17 protein-coding genes are annotated in these 17,679 nt (G+C 71.8%); 3 read left to right on the top strand and 14 right to left on the bottom strand.

What is annotated here, in order from left to right:
* Positions 1 to 22 precede the first annotated feature (22 nt).
* Positions 23 to 2,119, bottom strand: coding sequence for a peptidoglycan DD-metalloendopeptidase family protein (locus ACQ95T_RS11020; protein ID WP_431472923.1), 2,097 nt, complete (start codon positions 2,117 to 2,119; stop codon positions 23 to 25).
* Positions 2,120 to 2,301: 182 nt separating this feature from the next.
* Here ACQ95T_RS11020 and ACQ95T_RS11025 point away from each other — a divergent pair, with 182 nt between their 5' ends.
* The 3 genes from ACQ95T_RS11025 (at position 2,302) to ACQ95T_RS11035 (ending at position 5,510) form a co-directional block, all read left to right on the top strand.
* Entirely contained in the window at positions 2,302 to 3,393 is a 1,092-nt protein-coding gene (locus ACQ95T_RS11025; protein WP_425943780.1) for a tyrosine-type recombinase/integrase, read from the top strand.
* Between the two features lie 4 nt (positions 3,394 to 3,397).
* On the top strand, positions 3,398 to 3,736 hold the full coding sequence (locus ACQ95T_RS11030) for a helix-turn-helix domain-containing protein (RefSeq protein ID WP_425943778.1): 339 nt from the start codon (positions 3,398 to 3,400) through the stop codon (positions 3,734 to 3,736).
* An 88-nt stretch (positions 3,737 to 3,824) separates the two neighbouring features.
* Positions 3,825 to 5,510 carry a hypothetical protein gene (locus ACQ95T_RS11035; protein WP_431472924.1) on the top strand — a complete coding sequence of 562 codons (1,686 nt, stop codon included), beginning with the start codon at positions 3,825 to 3,827 and terminating at the stop codon, positions 5,508 to 5,510.
* Positions 5,511 to 5,818: 308 nt separating this feature from the next.
* On the opposite strand, the gene ACQ95T_RS11040 is transcribed toward ACQ95T_RS11035, so the two are convergent.
* From ACQ95T_RS11040 to ACQ95T_RS11100, 13 genes are all read right to left on the bottom strand, one after another.
* The gene (locus ACQ95T_RS11040; protein ID WP_431473824.1) at positions 5,819 to 6,982 is read right to left on the bottom strand and encodes an MFS transporter; all 1,164 of its coding nucleotides are present in this window, start codon (positions 6,980 to 6,982) and stop codon (positions 5,819 to 5,821) included.
* A gap of 306 nt (positions 6,983 to 7,288) precedes the next feature.
* Complete coding sequence (locus tag ACQ95T_RS11045; protein WP_425943772.1) at positions 7,289 to 8,611, bottom strand: ATP-binding protein; 1,323 nt, start codon at positions 8,609 to 8,611, stop codon at positions 7,289 to 7,291.
* A gap of 222 nt (positions 8,612 to 8,833) precedes the next feature.
* Positions 8,834 to 10,414: an SCO6880 family protein gene (locus tag ACQ95T_RS11050; RefSeq protein ID WP_425943770.1), complete on the bottom strand. Its 1,581-nt coding sequence runs from the start codon at positions 10,412 to 10,414 to the stop codon at positions 8,834 to 8,836.
* The gene (locus ACQ95T_RS11055) at positions 10,411 to 11,835 is read right to left on the bottom strand and encodes a hypothetical protein (protein ID WP_425943768.1); all 1,425 of its coding nucleotides are present in this window, start codon (positions 11,833 to 11,835) and stop codon (positions 10,411 to 10,413) included. The genes ACQ95T_RS11050 and ACQ95T_RS11055 overlap by 4 nt, the downstream gene beginning before the upstream one ends.
* Positions 11,835 to 12,752 carry a hypothetical protein gene (locus ACQ95T_RS11060; protein WP_425943766.1) on the bottom strand — a complete coding sequence of 306 codons (918 nt, stop codon included), beginning with the start codon at positions 12,750 to 12,752 and terminating at the stop codon, positions 11,835 to 11,837. The genes ACQ95T_RS11055 and ACQ95T_RS11060 overlap by 1 nt, the downstream gene beginning before the upstream one ends.
* 1 nt (position 12,753) lies before the next feature.
* Positions 12,754 to 13,062 (bottom strand): hypothetical protein, encoded by a 309-nt coding sequence (locus ACQ95T_RS11065; RefSeq protein ID WP_425943764.1) that lies wholly within the window; start codon positions 13,060 to 13,062, stop codon positions 12,754 to 12,756.
* Complete coding sequence (locus ACQ95T_RS11070; protein WP_431472925.1) at positions 13,059 to 13,256, bottom strand: hypothetical protein; 198 nt, start codon at positions 13,254 to 13,256, stop codon at positions 13,059 to 13,061. Before ACQ95T_RS11070 ends, ACQ95T_RS11065 begins: the two co-directional genes overlap by 4 nt.
* Positions 13,217 to 13,966: a hypothetical protein gene (locus ACQ95T_RS11075; protein ID WP_431472926.1), complete on the bottom strand. Its 750-nt coding sequence runs from the start codon at positions 13,964 to 13,966 to the stop codon at positions 13,217 to 13,219. Before ACQ95T_RS11075 ends, ACQ95T_RS11070 begins: the two co-directional genes overlap by 40 nt.
* A 35-nt stretch (positions 13,967 to 14,001) precedes the next feature.
* Positions 14,002 to 14,778, bottom strand: coding sequence for a hypothetical protein (locus tag ACQ95T_RS11080; RefSeq protein WP_425943760.1), 777 nt, complete (start codon positions 14,776 to 14,778; stop codon positions 14,002 to 14,004).
* Between the two features lie 588 nt (positions 14,779 to 15,366).
* Complete coding sequence (locus tag ACQ95T_RS11085) at positions 15,367 to 15,669, bottom strand: hypothetical protein (RefSeq protein WP_425943758.1); 303 nt, start codon at positions 15,667 to 15,669, stop codon at positions 15,367 to 15,369.
* A complete protein-coding gene (locus tag ACQ95T_RS11090) occupies positions 15,626 to 16,855 on the bottom strand; it encodes an NAD(P)/FAD-dependent oxidoreductase (RefSeq protein ID WP_425943756.1) in 1,230 nt (409 codons plus the stop codon). Before ACQ95T_RS11090 ends, ACQ95T_RS11085 begins: the two co-directional genes overlap by 44 nt.
* A 9-nt stretch (positions 16,856 to 16,864) precedes the next feature.
* Positions 16,865 to 17,095 (bottom strand): helix-turn-helix domain-containing protein, encoded by a 231-nt coding sequence (locus tag ACQ95T_RS11095; protein WP_425943754.1) that lies wholly within the window; start codon positions 17,093 to 17,095, stop codon positions 16,865 to 16,867.
* The gene (locus ACQ95T_RS11100; protein WP_425943752.1) at positions 17,095 to 17,601 is read right to left on the bottom strand and encodes a DUF2975 domain-containing protein; all 507 of its coding nucleotides are present in this window, start codon (positions 17,599 to 17,601) and stop codon (positions 17,095 to 17,097) included. The genes ACQ95T_RS11095 and ACQ95T_RS11100 overlap by 1 nt, the downstream gene beginning before the upstream one ends.
* Positions 17,602 to 17,679: the final 78 nt, after the last annotated feature.

A 17,679-nucleotide genomic window follows, 5' to 3' on the forward strand; every position in this document is an offset into this window, starting at 1 on the left:
CGACCGAAGGGGCTGGGCAGGTTCATCGCGCGGCCTTTCCGAACAGGTCGGGCCGGATCACGGCCCGGTGCCTGCGCAGCCGGGGCAGTCCCAGCAGCGACGCGGCCTCGGCCTTGGAGGCCATCCCCCGCAGCCGGCCCGGTCCCCAGCGCCGGTAGGCCACCACGGCCAGGACCAGAGCGCCGAGCAGGTTGACGGCCGCCGTGATGAGCACCCAGGTCCGCAGCGCCCCCGGTTCGGCGAGGTCGCCGGGGTCGCTCAGTCCGGCGCCGGCGTCGCCGCGCAGGAGGCCGGGCAGGCTGCTGAACAGCTCGGTGGCGGGGGGCCAACCCCAACCTCCGCCGGCGAGGAGGTTGGCCACGGCCCGCCCGGTATGCACCCCCAGCACCGCGATCAGCATCAAGGTCAGCACGATCGCCAGAGGGATCTCGTAGGTCCACGGGTGCGGGTTCTTCAGCCTGTCCTGCTGCATCGCTTCCTCATCTCCGGGGGCGGGGAACTGTTCTGCGTCCTGAAGCGGACGAGGACGGCCCAGGGACTCAGCTGGGCGCCTTCGGGGTGTCCTCGATGTTGCCCAGACGCCAGATCTCGAAGATGTTGTTGTCCAGCGCGTGCTCGTAGCTGAAGTGCCCGACGCCCTTGGTGGGGTTGGCGGCCTCGATGCTGGTGTAGGTGGCCGGGTCCCAGACGAACCCGACATGCCCGATCGTGTGCGGGCCCAGGTAGGAGTCGAAGAAGAACAGGTCCCCCGGTCGGGCCTGGTCGAGGGGCACGCGGAACCCGTTGCCCATCCCCAGCCAGTCCCGCTGGGCCTGGGCGGTGCGGGGGCGGTGATCCCGATCTGGGCCATCGCGGTCTGGGTCAGTGAGGAGCAGTCCCAGGCGTCGGGCCCACCGGCGCCCAGGATGTAGGAGTCCCCCTCCTGTCCGGCCGCGAACGCCAGCATCTGCGCGACCCGTCCGTTGCTGACCGGGGGCAGGTCGGGGTTGCTGCCCTGGGGCTCGCAGTGCAACGGGTCTCCCAGCACCAGCCCGCCCCCGTACTGCTGGGCGTAGTACAGGACGTCGTTGACGTACCAGTGCGCGTGGTTGTAGGCGAACAGCGCATCACGCACCCCCTCCTCGCCTCGGTGCACCCCGGAGGCGGTCAGGTAGTTGGCCGCGGAATGGACCGAGTCGGCATCGTTGTCGATCTGCGCCAAGCCGTCGCCGTCCCCGTCGACCCCGTAGGCGGCGAAGGTGGCCGGCATGAACTGCATGAGGCCCCGCGCGCCCGCCCAGCTGGTGCCGGTGTTGGCCCCGTGGGCGGTCTCGGCCATCCCGATCCCGGCCAGCAGGGCCCACGGGATGCCGTACTGCGACCCGGCCTGCTCGTACAACGCCTGGATGCCCGACGGGATCGGCAGCGGCGGGTTGCGCAGCGAGTCCTGGCGCGGCTCCCCCGGGGCGGGCAGCTCGAACCCGATGCCACCCTCCCCGTCCTCGGGCAGTTCAGGCACCCACGGTGGCAACGGGTCCTCCCCCGCCGGTGGGGAGGGTGCCACGGCGACACCGTTCAGGGGGGCACCGCGCTCGAGCATGAACGGGACCGGGTCGATCGGCTGCCCGTCCTGGCGGATCTCGAAGTGCAGGTGTGAACCGGTGGAGTCCCCGGTGGACCCCTCGACACCGATCCGCTGACCCTGGTGGACGGCCTGCCCGAGCCTCAGCGGGCTGGGTTCCGCCAGGTGCAGGTACCGGGTGCTGATGCCGCCGCCGTGGTCGATGGTGACAGTGTTCCCTCCCCCGCTGGTCCACCCGGATCCGGTGACCGTGCCGGCCGCGGCGGCGACCACCGGGGCGCCCGCCGGCTGGGAGACAAGGTCGACCCCGGCGTGCAGGCGCCACTCCTTGTGGATCGGGTGGAAACGCTGCCCGAACCCCGAGCCTGGGGTCAGGGCATAGGCGGTCTCGTACGGTGGCCGCCAGTCCCCGGTGACGGGCAGGGTCCCCTCGCAGAAGAGGGTGCGGTGCTGCTGCGCCATCGCGGGCGTGGCCACCGAGGCCACGAGCACCGCGGTGGCCAGGGGAAATCCCAGCAGCACCGCGAGAGCGGCCATCACGGCCAGGACGCTTTTCACTTCCCTCACCTGGCTGTCTCTAGGGACTCAGGTTCTCCTGGCCCGGTTTCTGCTTGACGTTGCTCGTGCGCAGGCCACGTCGGCTCGGGGCGGTTGGGCGCGCAGAACGATGCGTCGTCACTCTGGCTGACGCTATTGCTGTACTGTCGATGCATGAACGCCCTTGGTGAAGTCGAGTTCTGATGGAGTTGGTGGCGCTGCCAGGTGGCGGCGCCGAGGACGTGGTCCTGCCGGACGCTCAGGCTGCTCAGGAGTTCGAGCAGGAACTGGTCGATCAGTACGCCTTGGCGATGGCGGCAGCAGGTCTGAGCGATGACCACATCAGTGGCACCCGGTCGGTGGTGATCGAGTTCGCGAGGTCGCTGACGACACCGCTGTGGGAGGCGACCTGTCAGGATGCCGACCGGTTCATGGCCGAGCAGAGACGGCGGGGCTGGACGGTGTCGACCAGGGCCGGCAAGGCCGGCGCGTTGGCAGGCTTCTACGAGTTCCTGATCGCCCGGCACAGCGGCACGATCCGACGCGCGACCGGGGTGACGGTGGGGCAACCGATAGATGAGTTCAACCGGCAGTCCGGCCACTCGCTGGGCAAGGTGCGGGTGCCTCCCTCGGACGCCGAGGTCGAGGACCTCTTCACCGGCTGGCGCGACTCGGTCGGGCAGGCCCGCAAGTATCTGCCAGCCGCCCGCGACTACTTCGCCGCGTCGCTGTGGCGTCGCCTCGGGCTGCGGATCAACGAGACCGTGATGCTCGACATCCGCGACTGGCGGCCCGACCTCGGCGGGTTTGGCAAGCTGCACGTCCGGTTCGGCAAGGGCTCCGGCGGGCGCGGCCCCAAGCCCAGACTGGTCCCGGCGATCAACGGCGCGGACCAGCTGATCGACTGGTGGCTGGCCGAGGTTCGTCACCAGTACGGGGGCGACTTCGCTGACCCTGACGCCCCGATGCTCCCTTCCGAGCGGTTCGACACCGACCTCGACCGCTGCGGCCGAGTGGGCGCGAACGCGCTGCGCCGGACGCTGACGATCCAGACCCGGCGATGGCTGCCGGCGTGGTCGGGACAGTTGACTCCACACGTGCTGCGCCACTACTGCGCCTCCTCGCTCTACGAGGCGGGCATGGACCTGAAGGCACTGCAGGAGCTGCTGGGTCACCAGTGGCTCTCGACGACCTCCTCTTACATCCACGTCCGGGACGAACACGTCGAGCTGGCCTGGAAGAGCGCCAACATGCGGGTAGCTGCCCGCTTCGGGATCACCGAGAAGGAAGGCTGAGACGATGCAGTGGAACCTGCGGCTTCGCGCCGCCGAGCGCGGGATCTGGAAGTCGACGCAGATGCGCAGGATGCTTGCCGATGCCGGGCTCGACATCAGTGCCGGGAAGATGTCCTCATGGTGGGCCGGCAGCCCACCGACGCTGCGCCTGGCCGAGCTGGACGTTCTCTGCGCCGTGCTCGAGTGCACCCCGAACGACCTGATGACACCCGAGCCGGACAAGGTCGCCGCTGCCCGGCCAGCGGCGGAGAACGCCGCGACCGGTGAGGGCGCCTCGCCCGGCGCACGTGGGCCCGTGGTGTCGCCGCGGTTCGGCAAGCCACGGTCCACGCCGCCGGTATAGACCGACGGGGGGAGCACGCGATGCCAGCTGCCGGGGAGTCCGCGCCGCTGCGGCTGCCACCGATGTGCGGATCCTGCCTGGCCCGCGTGTGGCCTGGACCCGGCCGCGGGTCGACGTCTGCTACGACTGCCTGCCCGGTGGGCCCTTTCCCCCGCCGGCGTGCTCGGCCTGCGGCACCGAGCAAGACTACTTCAGCCAGGGCCTGTGCGGCCGCTGCCACCCGCGAAGCCCGCTGCACGTCGGCTCGTGCAAGATCTGCCTGGCCTGGGGCGTCTATCCACGCCACAACTGGACCTGCTGGGCGTGCCGGTGGTGGCGGGCGAACTGCCCCGAGCAGACCTGCCAGTACTGCGGCCGCCTCACCCGCGTCGGGGACCAGGGCGCCTGCCGCTTGTGCCTGTCCCAGGCCCAGTCCCTGCAGGAGCCCGGCCGCAGCCTCGACCTGGCCGGTGCCAACCGGCACGGGCAGCAGCTGTTCTTCGCCAACATCCTGATCAAGCGGCGCAAGACCCCCCGTCTGCGCGCCGACCCCTGGCGTGCCCGGAACCGCAACTCCCTGCCGTTCCCCGCCGGCACCGGTTTCACGGACCACGGGCCTGACCAGCTCACCCTGTTCGACTTGGCGCCCGACCCCAAGATGGTCCGCGCCCTGGCCGCGGTCGCCGACAGCGACCTGACCCGCTACTGCGCCTCGATCGTCGATGAGCACGCCGCCCGGTTCGGCTGGTCGGCCAGGCAGCGTAACGACGTCATCCGCTCCCTGCGGCTGCTGCAGACCCTGCGCACCACGCCGAACGCGAAGATCCGCGCTAGTGAGGTCCTGATGCTGCCCCGCTACCAGGGCAACATCACCTCCACGATGGACGTCCTGCGTCAGGCCGGACTGCTCATCGAGGACCATCCCACCCCGCTGCAGACCTACCTGACCACCAGGACCGCCGGGCTGCCACCGCAGATGGTCGAGCACCTCGAGCTGTGGGTCGACGTCATGGTGCACGGCAGCCGCACCGCACCGCGGCAGCTGCCGCGCGAACCGCAGACCGTCCGGCTGCACGTGGACGGCGTCACACCCGCTGTCACCACCTGGGCCCAGGCTGGCTACCGCTCCCTTGCCGAGGTCACCAGCCAGGACGTCCGGGTCGCGGTTGCCGCCCAGACCGGCGCGCGACGCCGCTTCGCCGAGACCGGGCTGAAGTCGCTGTTCAAGGTTCTCCATGGCCGCAAGCTGCTCTTCACCAACCCCGCCCGCGGACTGCCCAGCACCCAGGTCCGGGCCAACATCCCACTGCCGCTGGACCCGGCCACCGTCCGGGAGGGACTGGACTCCCCCGACCCTGCCCTCGCGCTGTGCGTCGCCCTCGTCGCCTTCCACGGCCTGACCGGCAAAGAACTCCGGTCCCTCCAACTCACCGCCATCGCCGACGGCTGCCTCACCCTCGGCGACCGGGTACTGCCACTGGCCGCCCCGGTCCGCTCCAGGCTCGCTGCGTGGCTCGACGACCGGCAGCGCACCTGGCCCGAGACCGCCAACCCGCATCTGCTGATCAACCGCAAGACCGCGCCACGCCTCACCCCACCCGGACAGGCCTGGCCCTGGACCGGCACCACCCTGCGGCCACAGTCCCTCCGCGAAGACAGGATCCTGCACGAACTGCAGGCCACCGCAGACCTGCGACGCATCTGCGACCTCTTCGGCCTGTCCGTCCAGGGCGCCACCCGCTACCTGCCCACCATCGAACACCCCGACCTCACGATCAACAGCCCCCGGGACTGAAACCAGGCGGCGTCCTTGACCATCCCGTCCCGCCCCGGCGGCGGGTCCGGACAGAATCGAGCGCAACTCCCGGGCGGGCGCAGGCTCGTGGGGGCGACAACGATGATCGAACCGTCCAAGACGGGGCTGCTGACGCTGCCTGACCGATCCCAGCTGTGGGCGGAGACGACCAGGAACCTCGACGGTGAACCGCTGCTGTAGCTGCACGGCGCCCCTAGCACCGGCCTGGGCTCTGGCGCGGCCTACGATCAGGAGCCTCCGCAGCGAGTCAAGGGCTCCGTGCTCAACGCGGTTCTCGTCGGAGTCGTTCAGTCCTGCCGCACGAGACGCCAGGGCAGCAGAACCCCGGACACGAGCAGAGCCAATGCGCTGAGCAGGATGGCGACCTGTGTCGAGGTGGCCACAGCCAGGGCACCGAAGAGCAGCATGGCGACCGGCCACAGGACACGGTTGGAGACGCTCCAGGCCGCTGAGACGCGAGCCATCAGGTGGTCGGGCACCGCATCCATGCGGTGTCCGGCAAAGAGCGGGTTGAACGCTCCGGCAAAGAACAGCAGCAGGGTGTCGCAGGTGATGATCACCGCTACACCGGCCAGTCCTGGTGGGGCAAACGCAATCGGGATCAACCACACGGCCCGCAACGCCCCGAGGACCACCATCACCCGATCCCGTCCCCACCGGCGCTCCAGGTGTGGGGCCAGCATCGCACCGGCCAGGCCGGCGGCGGCCGGCAGGCCCAGCGTCAGCCCGTACTGGAAGGGCGTGAAGCCGAGGTCGCGCAGCATGAACAGCAGGATGAGGGGCTGGGCGCCCATGATCATCGCGCCGAAGAGCATCGCGTTGACGAACAGCGGCCGCAACGTGGCATGGCCCAGGACAAAGCTCCACCCGGTGGTCAGGTCCTTGACCCACCGGTGATCTGGCGGGCGTGGCGCCGGGTCTGGCTCGGGTTGGCGTATACGGCTCAGGCTGAATGCAGAGGCCAGGTGGGCCACTGCGTCCAGGCCGAGCGTGATGGTCGGGCCGATCACGCCCAGCAGGACACCGCCCAGCGGTGGCCCGCTGCTGTTGGCGATCCAGCTGGTGGTGTCGATCCGGCTCACTGCGATCGTGCGCTGCTCGCGGGAGACCAGTGCCTTGAGGTGGGCGGTGCTGGCCGTCAGGCTCAGCAGCTGGCCAAAGCCGATGACCGCCGCCACCACGAGCAGGTGAACATACGTCAGGACGCCTGCCAGGTGCGCGATCGGCACGCTGAACAAGGCCACGGCACGAACCAGGTCCGCACCGATCATCACCGGTCGTTTGCGGCGCAGCTCCACCCACGGCCCCACCGGTAGCCCGAGCAGTCCCGCCGCGGCGGTCCCTGCGGCCGCCAGCAAAGAGACCTGGAAGCTCGTGGCGAGCAGGACCTCGGTCGCCACGAACGTGAAAGCTCCCATCGCCAGGGCCGAGCCGGTCTGACCCGCAGCCATCGCCACCCACAGGCGCCGAAAGTCGCTCCCCAACGCCGGGACTGGCTTCGTCACTGCTCCTCCCGGCGCACCCACGAGGCAGGACCCTACGCACTTCCTCCGACATACCCTGTGCCGAACACGCGGACACCACGGCTGACGTCCGGCCACGCCACGAGACGCCGTCCTTAGCTCCTACAGTCGGGAGGCCCTGGCCATACAAGGCTCGCCCGCCGTCAATTCCCATCGAACACGAGCACCTACGTCCCCTCGCACCACCGCCGATGCTCAGGTTTCCGCCCAGACTGTCGATTTTCACGCGAACTTCTAACCCGCCGACTCGATACCAAGGTTGGTGTTGGCCAGTGCGGCCTCGAGCGGGTGCAGAACGGTGGCCACCTTGTACATGCGGTCCCCCACCTGCCACACGGCGCGACCAGGTTCCTGCCGGGCCCACGTGGTGATGGCGTGCACGGCCAACGGGCCCAGGCCCAGGATCTCGTCGAGCTCGCCTGCGACCTTGGGGCCCTGGCCGTGCAGGATCTTGATGTCGGCCAGGTGCAGCATGTCCCGGGCGATGGTCTGGGCCACCGAGCCCTCGTCGCCGGCCGAGAGCAGGTCGGAAGGTTTGTGCGCGACCGCGTACTGGATGTCCCCGCCCTGGCCGGCGAAGCCGCGGGACAGGCGCATGTCGGCGTCGAACGCCTTGACGGCCTCCGGCCCCAGCCGCAGCTGCCGCCACGCCTCGTCACGGACGACCACGCGCTGGTCGGCCCGGGAGACGACCTCGCGTTGACCGGCGCCCCAGGAGCCCAGACAGGTCAGGGCGATGCCCACGGCCTCCTGGGGCAGCCGGGACAGGGACAGGGACTGGATCGGCGCGAGCCAGTCGATGTGCACGTTGGTGTGCGCGTCGAACATGCCGGCCAGGGCGCCGTTGACCAGCTGGCCCAGGGCGTCGCGCAGCAGGCGCGTGGAGTCCATGAACGCCCGTGTGGTCTCGAACCGGGTCGCGGCCACCAGTTCGGGGGCAGGGTTGTCCAGGGCGTGCCACAGCCCGGGCAGCGTGGTCTCGGCCAAGGAGGTGGCGCCGGCGGCGTACCCGGTCAGGTCGGCCAGGGCGGTGCGGACCACGGCCTCGTCGCTGGGTCCAAAGGGGACCAGGTTCTCCCCGATCCGTTGGGACCCGACCAGGGCACGGATCAGGGTCAACCAGCGGGAGAAGACGGCCTGGGCGCGGCGTTGCGCCTCCACGGCGTCCAGCCGTTCCCACCCGTGGGCCAGCGGGCCGAGGGCCAGGGGGTTGACCCGGGCCCCCAGGCCGGCGCCGAGGGCGATCGGCTGCACCCCCAGGAACCGGCACACCCCCTCGTACTCGTCCTTGGTGTCACCCAGGATCAGGGCCCGGTACCCGAAGTCCATCATCCGCAGGATGAACGCCTTGGTGGTCCCGGACTTGCCCATCCCGGGCTTGCCGAAGCACATGATGTTCGGGTTGCTGATCGGCACGTCAGGGCGGACCACCCAGCCGAGGGGGTCGCAGTGGAACGCGGCCCCGGAGGCGACGTCGATGCCCATCTGCGCCCCGGTCGGTGGAAGCGCGGGGGTGGGGATGAACGGCCAGAACGCCGGAGCCTGGTCACTGGTCATCCGCCAGGTCGCCACCGGCGCTTTCGCCGGGGCCCAACCACGATCTGCCTTCCGTGGTCCTCTGGTGCTGGTGGGCCGGAACACCCGCGGCTCCCGCTCCTGCCTTGCGGGCGTCGGTGCCGGTGGGGCGTCGTGGCCGAAGTCGGCCAGCAGACGGGCCACGTCCCGGCCGGTGCTCCCCCGGCGGCCACCAGGGTTCCGACTGTGTGAGGTGCTCATGGTTCAGCTCGCCTTCCGGGTCAGGCTGATGCCCATCGGCACCACCGAGGCGGCGAAGGCCACGTCGTGGGCCAGGTCCAGGCGCAGCGGGGCGAACCCCGCCCGGCGGATCGAGGAGTCGAGGCGCCGGCCGGCCTCGGCCGCCCGGACCGTCTTGGGCACCGTGACCGTGGCCACCGCGTAGGGAACGGTCAGGGAGTTGCCGCGGGCCAGCTTGGACTCCAGGGCGCGCACCTTCTGCGACTCGTCGACGTCCTTGGTGCGCTGCTTCATCCGTGCCGCGACCCGCAACGACTGCCCCAGGTCGGCACCGAACTCGCTGTTGGCCGACTGTCGGTCGGCACGGCCCGGCGGCACCAGGGGGTAGCAGACCATGAAGGAGCGCCGCTCCCCGTCCTGGTGTGCCGACAGGACCGGGGCCAGTGCCCCCATCGCGGCACCCTTGACCGGCAGCTTGACCGTGGAGGAGACCGAGTTCCAGGCGTCGTGGGAGTAGTGCCGCACGGCCGCATCCGCACCGGAGGGGCCGGCCATCTCCCACGGCACGTCGGTGTTCACGTCGTCGTCGGTCTGGGATGCCGCGAGGGCGTCGATGATGGTGGCCCGGTCCCCCGGGGCGAACCCGGTCCGGCACGCGATCGCCAGCTGGCGGCTGGTCAGCCACTCCACGCTCGAGACGCCCAGGCCGCCGCGCAGGTGGGACTCGACCTCGGTCATCGTCCCGTACAGGGCCCTGGCGCGGCCGTCGATACCCCCGCCGTACTCCCGGGCCACCTTGCCCAGCCGTGACTCGGGCACCACGACGGTGACGTACTGCTCGGTGCGCACGGTCGCGGCGGTCAGCGACTCGTGCAGGTCGTCGTTGATCGCGCTGACCTGGGCCGGGGCGTTGCCCGTGCGGTGGCGCCGGACCCAGTCGGCCCGCTCGGCACCGTCCTCGGGGACGGTGCGGACCATGAAGATCACCTCGCAGGCCAGCTCGGCCCGCACGGCCGCGTCGAGCAGCTCGGCCAGGCCCTGCCCGTAGACCTCCCGGTCCTCGGCCTCGGCCATGCCCAGTCCCGGGTGCACGATCGACGCGGTGACCGCCCACGTCCTCATCGAGTGGTTCTGGATCAACGCGACCCGCCGGTGGGAGTGTCCCGTGGGTGGGCCCTCGTGGATCACGACGCTGGCCAGGATTCCCGGCAGGTCCACCTGCTCCTGCTCCTGCTCGTGGGGTCTGGCCTGCCCGGTGGTGGCCCGCGCCCGGAACCGGGTCCACCCGGCCAGGGTGCCCGCCGCCAGGGACACGGTCGAGGTGATCCACCCGGTCATCGACCGGCCCCGCACCGGGACGGCCACGATCCCGAACAGCACCCCCCAACCGAGGATCGACAGGCCCACCGCGGCCCAGTCCTGCTGGGAGATCGACCAGGCCACCGGCAGGACCGCCGTGGCCAGGAGGCCGAGCTGGAGGCCGGTGAGGCCGAAGAACCACCCGATGCGGGCGCGGGTGTAGTCGCGGTAGACGGTCATGACCGTGTCCTTCCTGACGTCGTGCCGGCAGGGGTCGTGCTCCTTGCGGCTGGGCTGGGTCGTCACGGGGTCACCACCCCGGCGCCGGCACCGGCGGCTGCCGCACCGGACCCGGCGCCGCCACCGCTGGGTGGGGGTATCGGCCCGGTCCCGGTGCTGGGACTGGTCTGTGCCGGCGGCGGTGCCTGGACCGCTCCCCCGCCGGCTTCCCCGCCGCCGCTGCCGGTGTTCTCGCCGCGTTGTTCGGGGTGGGCGAGCCGGTGCCGGTCGCCGGTGGGGCGGGAGGGTTGGAAGTCCGGGACGTAGGTGTTGTGGCCCACGCCGGCCTGGTTGGCCAGGTCCGCGGCCACCGCGGCGCCGCGGGTGCCGGCCGAGACGAACGACCCGACCCCTGCCCCGATCACGGCGGCCGCCGCGCCCAGGGCCGGGTGGGCCAGCCCGCCGGCGGTCGATCCCAGGCTGGTCGTGGCCGTCACCGCGCGTTGGTTGGCCTGGCCCTCGGCGGACACCTCCCCCGCGGGGCGGCCGTGCCCGTCGAGGGTGGACGCGGCCCCGGAGGTCGCCACGCCGCGGCCGGTGAGTCCGCGCAGACCGCCGTGGGCCTCGTACCCGGCGCGCATCGCGGCCCCGGAGGAGGTGCCGGGGTCCACGAACGCCAGCAGCTTGAACAGGGCCAGCGGGGAGAACGCCGCGATGCAGATCAGGAACACCCCCGGGATCGCGGTGCCGATCGTCTTGGCCAGCCCGTCGGCCTCCCCTTGGACGACGCCGGTGGTGACCGAGGTGCCCAGGCCGAGCACGAGGGCGACCAGGACCGGGGTGAACGCGGCCGCGTGGAACCACCGGAACGACGTCCAGAACCAGCCCCTGGAGAACCCGGCCGCCAGCCCGGCAGCGGCGATCGGGCCGGTGGCCACCAGCACCAGCAGGGCCCCGGCCCGGGTCAGCATGACCAGCAGGAACCCGACCCCGCCCAGCCACAGCACCAGGCCCAGGAACCCCAGGACGGTGGCCAGCAGGGCGTCGGTGACGTCCTCGGCCGCGATGACCAGGGTCCCGGAGGGTTCCCAGTGGGCGAACGCCTCGACCCCGAACATGGCCCGCAGCAAGGACCGGGTCAGGCCCTGGGCGGCGGCCAGGATCATCACCGCGTACCCGACCCAGGCGGCGAACACGACGACGAACTGGGCCACCCCGATCCCGGCGTGGGCCAGGTCGGTCCCGTCCCGCCGCCACGCGGCCACGCCTAGCTGGACCATCGCCAGGATCAGCAGCAGAGCGATTGCGAGCCAGAACGTGGTCCGGTACACCTGCCCGGCCGGGCCGTCAGCGGTCACGTCGGGGGTCAGGATGGCGTCCACGAGGCCCAGGACGGTGCGCAGGAACCACAGCCCGCCCATCCAGATCGCCAGCATGATCGAGGTCCACGCGTCGGCCACCAGCTCCCCGACCGCCTTGGCCGCCAGGTACTCGAACGGGTTCGGCATCACCGACCACCCCCCGACCCGCGCCCGTCCAAGGGACCGACCCACGTCCCCGTCCCACCGGTGACGTCCCCGGTGGGCCCGGCGTCGACCGGCGCCGGTGCGGGGGACCAGGGGCGCCACCCGGCCCGGGCGGCAAGGTCGGTCCCTGGCCAGGTCGAGGGTGCCGGGGACACCCGGTGGGTGGTGTCGATGACCCACCGGTCGCCGGTCCAGGTCATGGCCTCGCAGTGCCCGTACGCGGCCTGGGCCTGCTCGACCAGGGACGCCTCCAGCTGCAGCAGGACGCAGGCGACCACCCAGTCCGGCCCGTCGGTGCCTTTGACCTGGCCGGCGGCCGGGACAGCGGTCACGACCAGGCCGGCCTCCTTGGTCTGCCCGGCCTGGCCGGCGGCGGTGAGGAAGTCGGTGACGTTGCCGGCCATCACCCACCTCGCCGGGTCGGCACCACCGGTGGACCAGGACCGGTAGATCTCGTGCGTGGCCGGCACCGACATGGCCCGGATCACACTCACGTCGATCGCCGCCAGCTGTCCCACCGCCCCCTCGGGCGTCCGGGGGAACCCGGTGGGCACGTCCACCGGACCGGTCGTCGTCGGCGAGGGGACGCCCAGGGGCTCGGTGACGGTGGTGGTCACCTGCCCCTGCCGGTAGGCGCGTGGGTCGTCCACGGTCAGCATCGGCGTGTCCGCGATCCGTTCCCGCCGGGCAGGGCCCTCCTGCGGCAGGTGCGCCTCCGCCAGCACCACCTGGGCGGGTGCAGTTTCTTGCGCGGCCAGGGGGTCGGGTGCCTCGTCGGTCAGGACCTGCCGGACGAACAGGCCCAGGCCGACCAGCAGTCCCAGGCTTGCGGCCAGGGCTGCGGCGAGGATGGCCAGCAGCTTGCCCCGACCCCACGCTCCGGGTGTGGTGGTGGTCATCTCAGACGCACCCGGTGCCCATCATCGCGTCCAGGATCCCGGGCAGGATCAGGTAGGCGATCACGGCGACGAAGACGATGACCAGGCCGATGATGCCGCCGGTGCTGGCATGGGGCATGCCGAACATGCGCCCGCCGGCGATCGCTGCCACGGCGATGACGACGCCGAGGAAGAACAGGATGCCCACGCCCCACAGGACGTACCCGAGGATGTTGTCGACGTGGACCTGCGCCCCCGGTGGTGCCTGCGGGCAGACCTGGGCGACCAGGGAGCCGGCGTGGGCCAGGGCGGGAGAGAGCGTGGTGGTCATCGGGTGCTGCCTTTCGTCGGTGCGGGTCGTGCCCCGGTCAGGCCGAGGCCATGCAGGAGGTCGGTGGCCGCGGCGACCAGCTCGCGCGGCAGCGGGCGGGTGTCCAGGCCGTGCACGGCCAGGCCCGGGTCGTGCGGGACCGGGACCACCCCGGTCAGCAGGTCCCGGGTGGCCGGGCCGGTGCTGTGCCGCACCGCCGCGGGCCACCGGCGAGGGGCCGGGCCACGCACGGCCAGCACCAGCCTGGCGTGGGAGGGCCCAGGCGTTCCAGGGTTTCTTCCAGACGCCTCATGCCCGGGACGGTGGCGGTGGTGACCAGGACCAGGTGCTGTGCCGCGGCCACCGCCGGGCCCACCCACCCGGGGGCAGCCTCGAGCCCGTCGGGGTGGCACCCGGCGTCGACCACCGTGAGCTGTTCCTGTGCGGTGCCTCCCGGGTCGGGGATGTCTGGGTGGGTGGGCGGGTCGGGGTCGGGCAGGGGCACCGGGCCGGGGTGCTCGCGGCGGTCCAGGATCACGTGGTCGCGGCGGCCGCGGACCCACCCGGTGCCGGTGGGTCCCAGCTCGGCCGTGGCGTACCCGACCAGGCCGCTCGCGCCCGGGGCTGCGGTCTCCAGCAGGTGCACCGGGCGGTCCGTCGCGGCGGCCAGGGCCACGGCCACGGTGGTGCACCCGGCGTAGCCGTGGCACCCGAGCACCGCGACCACCTCCCCCGTCGGGGACCACTCGCCCTCGGTGGCCGGCGCGCCCGGGGCCGTCGAGGGTTGCTGCATGGTCCCGCGGAAGCGGCCGGCTGCGGCCGCGTGCCACGCGGCCCGCAGCTCGGCCACGCTCACGCTCGCCCGGCAGGTGTCGGGCGGGTCGGCCGCACGAGGGGTGCCCGGTGTCGAGGCAGCAGGTCCCATGACGCCCACATGCAGACCGGGGGCTGGTGTGGGGTTCATGCGGTCCTGGCCCGGTCCGCGTAGGTGGCCTGCAGGGCCTCCAGGGCCCGGTGGGCCCGCCGGAAGATGGTCGTGCGGGACGAGCCGTGCTCGCGGGCGACCTGGTGGGCCGCGGCCCGACTCAGCAGCCCCGCCCGGCACAGCGTGGTCGTGCGGGTGGTGGTGTGCTCGGACAGGTCCAGCAGCACCCGGCAGTCCTGCCGGCTGACCACCCCCCGCCGGCGGGCGTCGGCCAGCAGCTCGTGCACCAGGTCCACCGCCCCGGCCGAACCACCGTCCGGGGCCGGGGCGGGCAGCAGGTCCATGTCCTGCGAGGGGGTCTCATGGTCCACCCACCGGGCCGTGACCTCCAGGTCCAGCAGGACACCGCGGCGGGCGCTCAGCATCACCGAGGGGGCGACCTTGACCCGGTTGCGCCAGGCCACAGTCCGTCCGCTGATCCACAGCTGGGCCGCGACCGCCTCGTCCACGTCCGGGCCGTACCGGGCCAGCGACCGGGACAGGCGCACCGCCCCCGGCATCAGCACCCACAGCAGCATCCCGGTGGCCGCGGCCTCTCCCCCGCCGTCGGGTGCACCGAGCTCGGCCAGGGCCAGCAGCACCTCGTTCGCCCGGGCCGGGGCGGCGTCCAACGACCACTGCCGCAGCCCTTCCGGTCCGACCCCGACGTCCAGGCACGGGTGCAGCCCCGCCCAGGTGTCCCACCGGGACCGGGCCGTGGCCAGCAGGTCGCAGTCCCACCCGGTCAGTCCCAACGCTGTCGCCACACTCATCTCGAGCTCCTCTTCTCGTGCGAACACCCACGAGAAGCTCCCCGGCCAGCGCTCCCGGTTACGTCCCCACCAGGGCCCCCACCACGCCCCTGCCAGGGTGGGGACGCTGGAAGAACCGCAGGTCAGGGCACGTCCCCACACGTCCCTGGAAACGGTCCTTGACGCAGCCCCCGACCACGTTGACCGCGGGGCTCGGCTGAGCGTTACGCTGCTCGGTGCCGGCTTAGACCGGCCCGCGGGGGACGTGCGCGTCGCCCGGTAGCCCATCACCGCCGGGCAGACCCCACCGCCGCGGGCGGCCCTCCCGGGGAGTACCCCCCCTGCACCCGGGAGGGCCGCACAGGTCACCACGTACCCGTCGGAGGGTCGAGCACGCCATGGTCGGTCTCGGGTCCCGTTCCGTGGCGGAGGCGTCGTCGTGACACGACCTTGCCGTCACCTGCTCCGACCCACCCACGGCGCCGTGAGACGTCTTTGGGACCCACGGTGGACGACGAGCATCATCGCCTGGATGCCCGTAGGGCCTTGGTCAGGACGGGCCGTTCGTGCCCGCCGGTGGCTGGAGGACCCGCCGGCGTGTGGCCTGCCCTAGACGGTCTGTGCGGTGGGCACCTGGTAGTGCTTGAAGTAGATGTCGTCGCCGTCGGGCCAGTCGTTGTCGAGCAGGATCACGTGCACCTGGGTGGGTTGCCCGTCGTGGGAGACGTCCTTCCAGATGGTGACGCCTTCGACCTCCTCGAACTTGCTGGCGTCCTTCTGGACGGGCGCGCTTCCGCGGTAGGCAACGTTGAGGGTGCTGACGCAGCGGTTGTCGTCGGTGCGGCCCGAGGCGATGGCGGCAAGTCCGCTAACGGGGAGTAGTGACCCGCGCGTCGCCGGGGCACGCCTCAACGGTTCGGCCCTGGCGTGGGGTGACGTCCCCGCCTTCCCTAGGTGCGGTAGGGGCGTCGATCGGGAAGGACCTGTCGGAGAACAGGATTTGGCGTGCAGCAGCACGGCCAGGGGTCGTGCGCAGGCCGGTGAAGGCGGCTTCTACCAGGCGGGGTGAGCTGGTGTGGGCGAGCACGGTCCGAAGAGCTGTTCGGCCCCGGAGCCGACGGCGCAGGGGGGCCGCGTCGTAGCGGTCCAGGCTCTCGCGCCGTCCCGTCCTCAGGGCTTCGTCGAGGATCTGCGCCGCGTGGTCCGACAGGCGCAGGCACGGGTCGAGCCCTCCGGCGGTCAGCGGGGACACGGCCCCCGCGGCGTCGCCGACCAGGAGACCGTCCCGGTTGCCGATCCTGCGGAGCAGCCCGCCCACAGGGATCGGGCCGGCGCGGTGTTCGACCGGTCCGGTGCGCGTGGCGGTCGACAGCCCGGGGGCCCGGGCGCGGTAGGTGGCCAGGCTCTGGCGCAGGCCGTGGCGGAACTGGGCGGGGTACCCAGCGGTCCCGACGTGGACGTGGGCGCCGTCGTGCACGACCCAGGCCAGGTAGCCAGGGGCGATCCGCGGGTCCAGGGTGCAGTGAAACGTCGGTGGCGGATCGGTCGGGTCGTGCACCGGGTAGGTCTGCTCAGCACCCACGAGCAGGGCACGGTTGGTGTCCAGTCCGAGGTCCCTGGCCACGCGGGAGCGGGCCCCGTCGGCGCCGACGACCAGGCGGGCGAGCACCCGGACTGCTCCGTGCGGTCCCTGCAGGTGGTAGGCCGTGCCGTCGCGGCCCTGGTAGGTGGTGCCGAGCATGATCTGGACCCCGTGCTGCTTGGCCTGCTCCCCGGCCCAGGTGCACAGTTCGGCCATCCGGCCCACGCGAAACTCATCCCGCTCGCTGCGAAGGTCCACGGGTCTGCGGTGGCTGGGTGGGTATAGCACCACGCGCCGGATCGCGGGGCCGAGCGTGTGCGGGGGGAAGTGGAAGTCCTGCAGGGTTCGGTGCACGAAGATGCCGGTGGTGCGGATCCCCACGCCCAGCGAGGCCCGGCTGTCCACGAGCAGCACCTCGTGGCCTGCTTCCGCCAGCCGGGTGGCGGTGCGCAGTCCTGCCAGGCCGGCGCCCACCACCAGGACGTCGACGTGGACGGTGACCGGAAGGTCAGCCATGGCAGCAGGTCAGCCGATGCCGGACGGGCTATCACCGTCCGGCTCCCAGCGCAGCAGGTCCCCCGGTTGACAGTCCAGCGCCTCGCACAGCGCTTCCAGGGTGGTGAACCGTACCGCCTTGGCACGGCCGTTCTTGAGGACGGAGAGGTTGGCCGGTGTGATGCCGATCCTGTCGGCGAGCACGCCCACGGCCATCTTGCGCCGGGCCAGCATGACGTCGATGTCCACGACGATCGGCATCAGATCACCTCGTCGAGCTCGGAGCGCAGCTGACGGGACTGCACGTCGAGCGCGACCGCCTGCGCGAGCAGGGTGCGCATCACGTAGACGAGCAGGGCGACCCCCGCGGCCACCAGAGCCAGCCCGGAGATGATCCCCACCAGCCCAGGAGCCACGGCGTCGCCCTCGACCGCGTGGTTGGCGAACCTGGCCACCACCGCGACGCAGAGCACGAGGACCGAGCCTGCCGCGATCGCACCGATGACGATGTCGACATAACGGAAGCTGGCCGGGGAGAACACGGTGCCGCGCGCGGCCATCGTCAACAGCCTCCACACGCACACGGCGATGACCTGCAGGCACAGGATGCCGAGGACGGCGATCACCGCCAGTGAGGTGCGGAACCCCTCGCCCGCCTCGTCCATGTCCAGCCACAGCAGCGGGACGATCAGCACCTGCACCACCAGCGAGCCCAGCAGCGCGATCGCGAGCACCACCCGCAGGCTCAGCACGACCCACCTGTTCATAGCCATCTCTTTCGTCGAGAAACAATGCACAGGTATCGTACAACGATAGATTCTGAACGTGCAACGATGATCGGAAGG

Source organism: Ornithinimicrobium carbonis, assembly GCF_050703245.1.
Lineage (GTDB): Bacteria > Actinomycetota > Actinomycetes > Actinomycetales > Dermatophilaceae > Ornithinicoccus.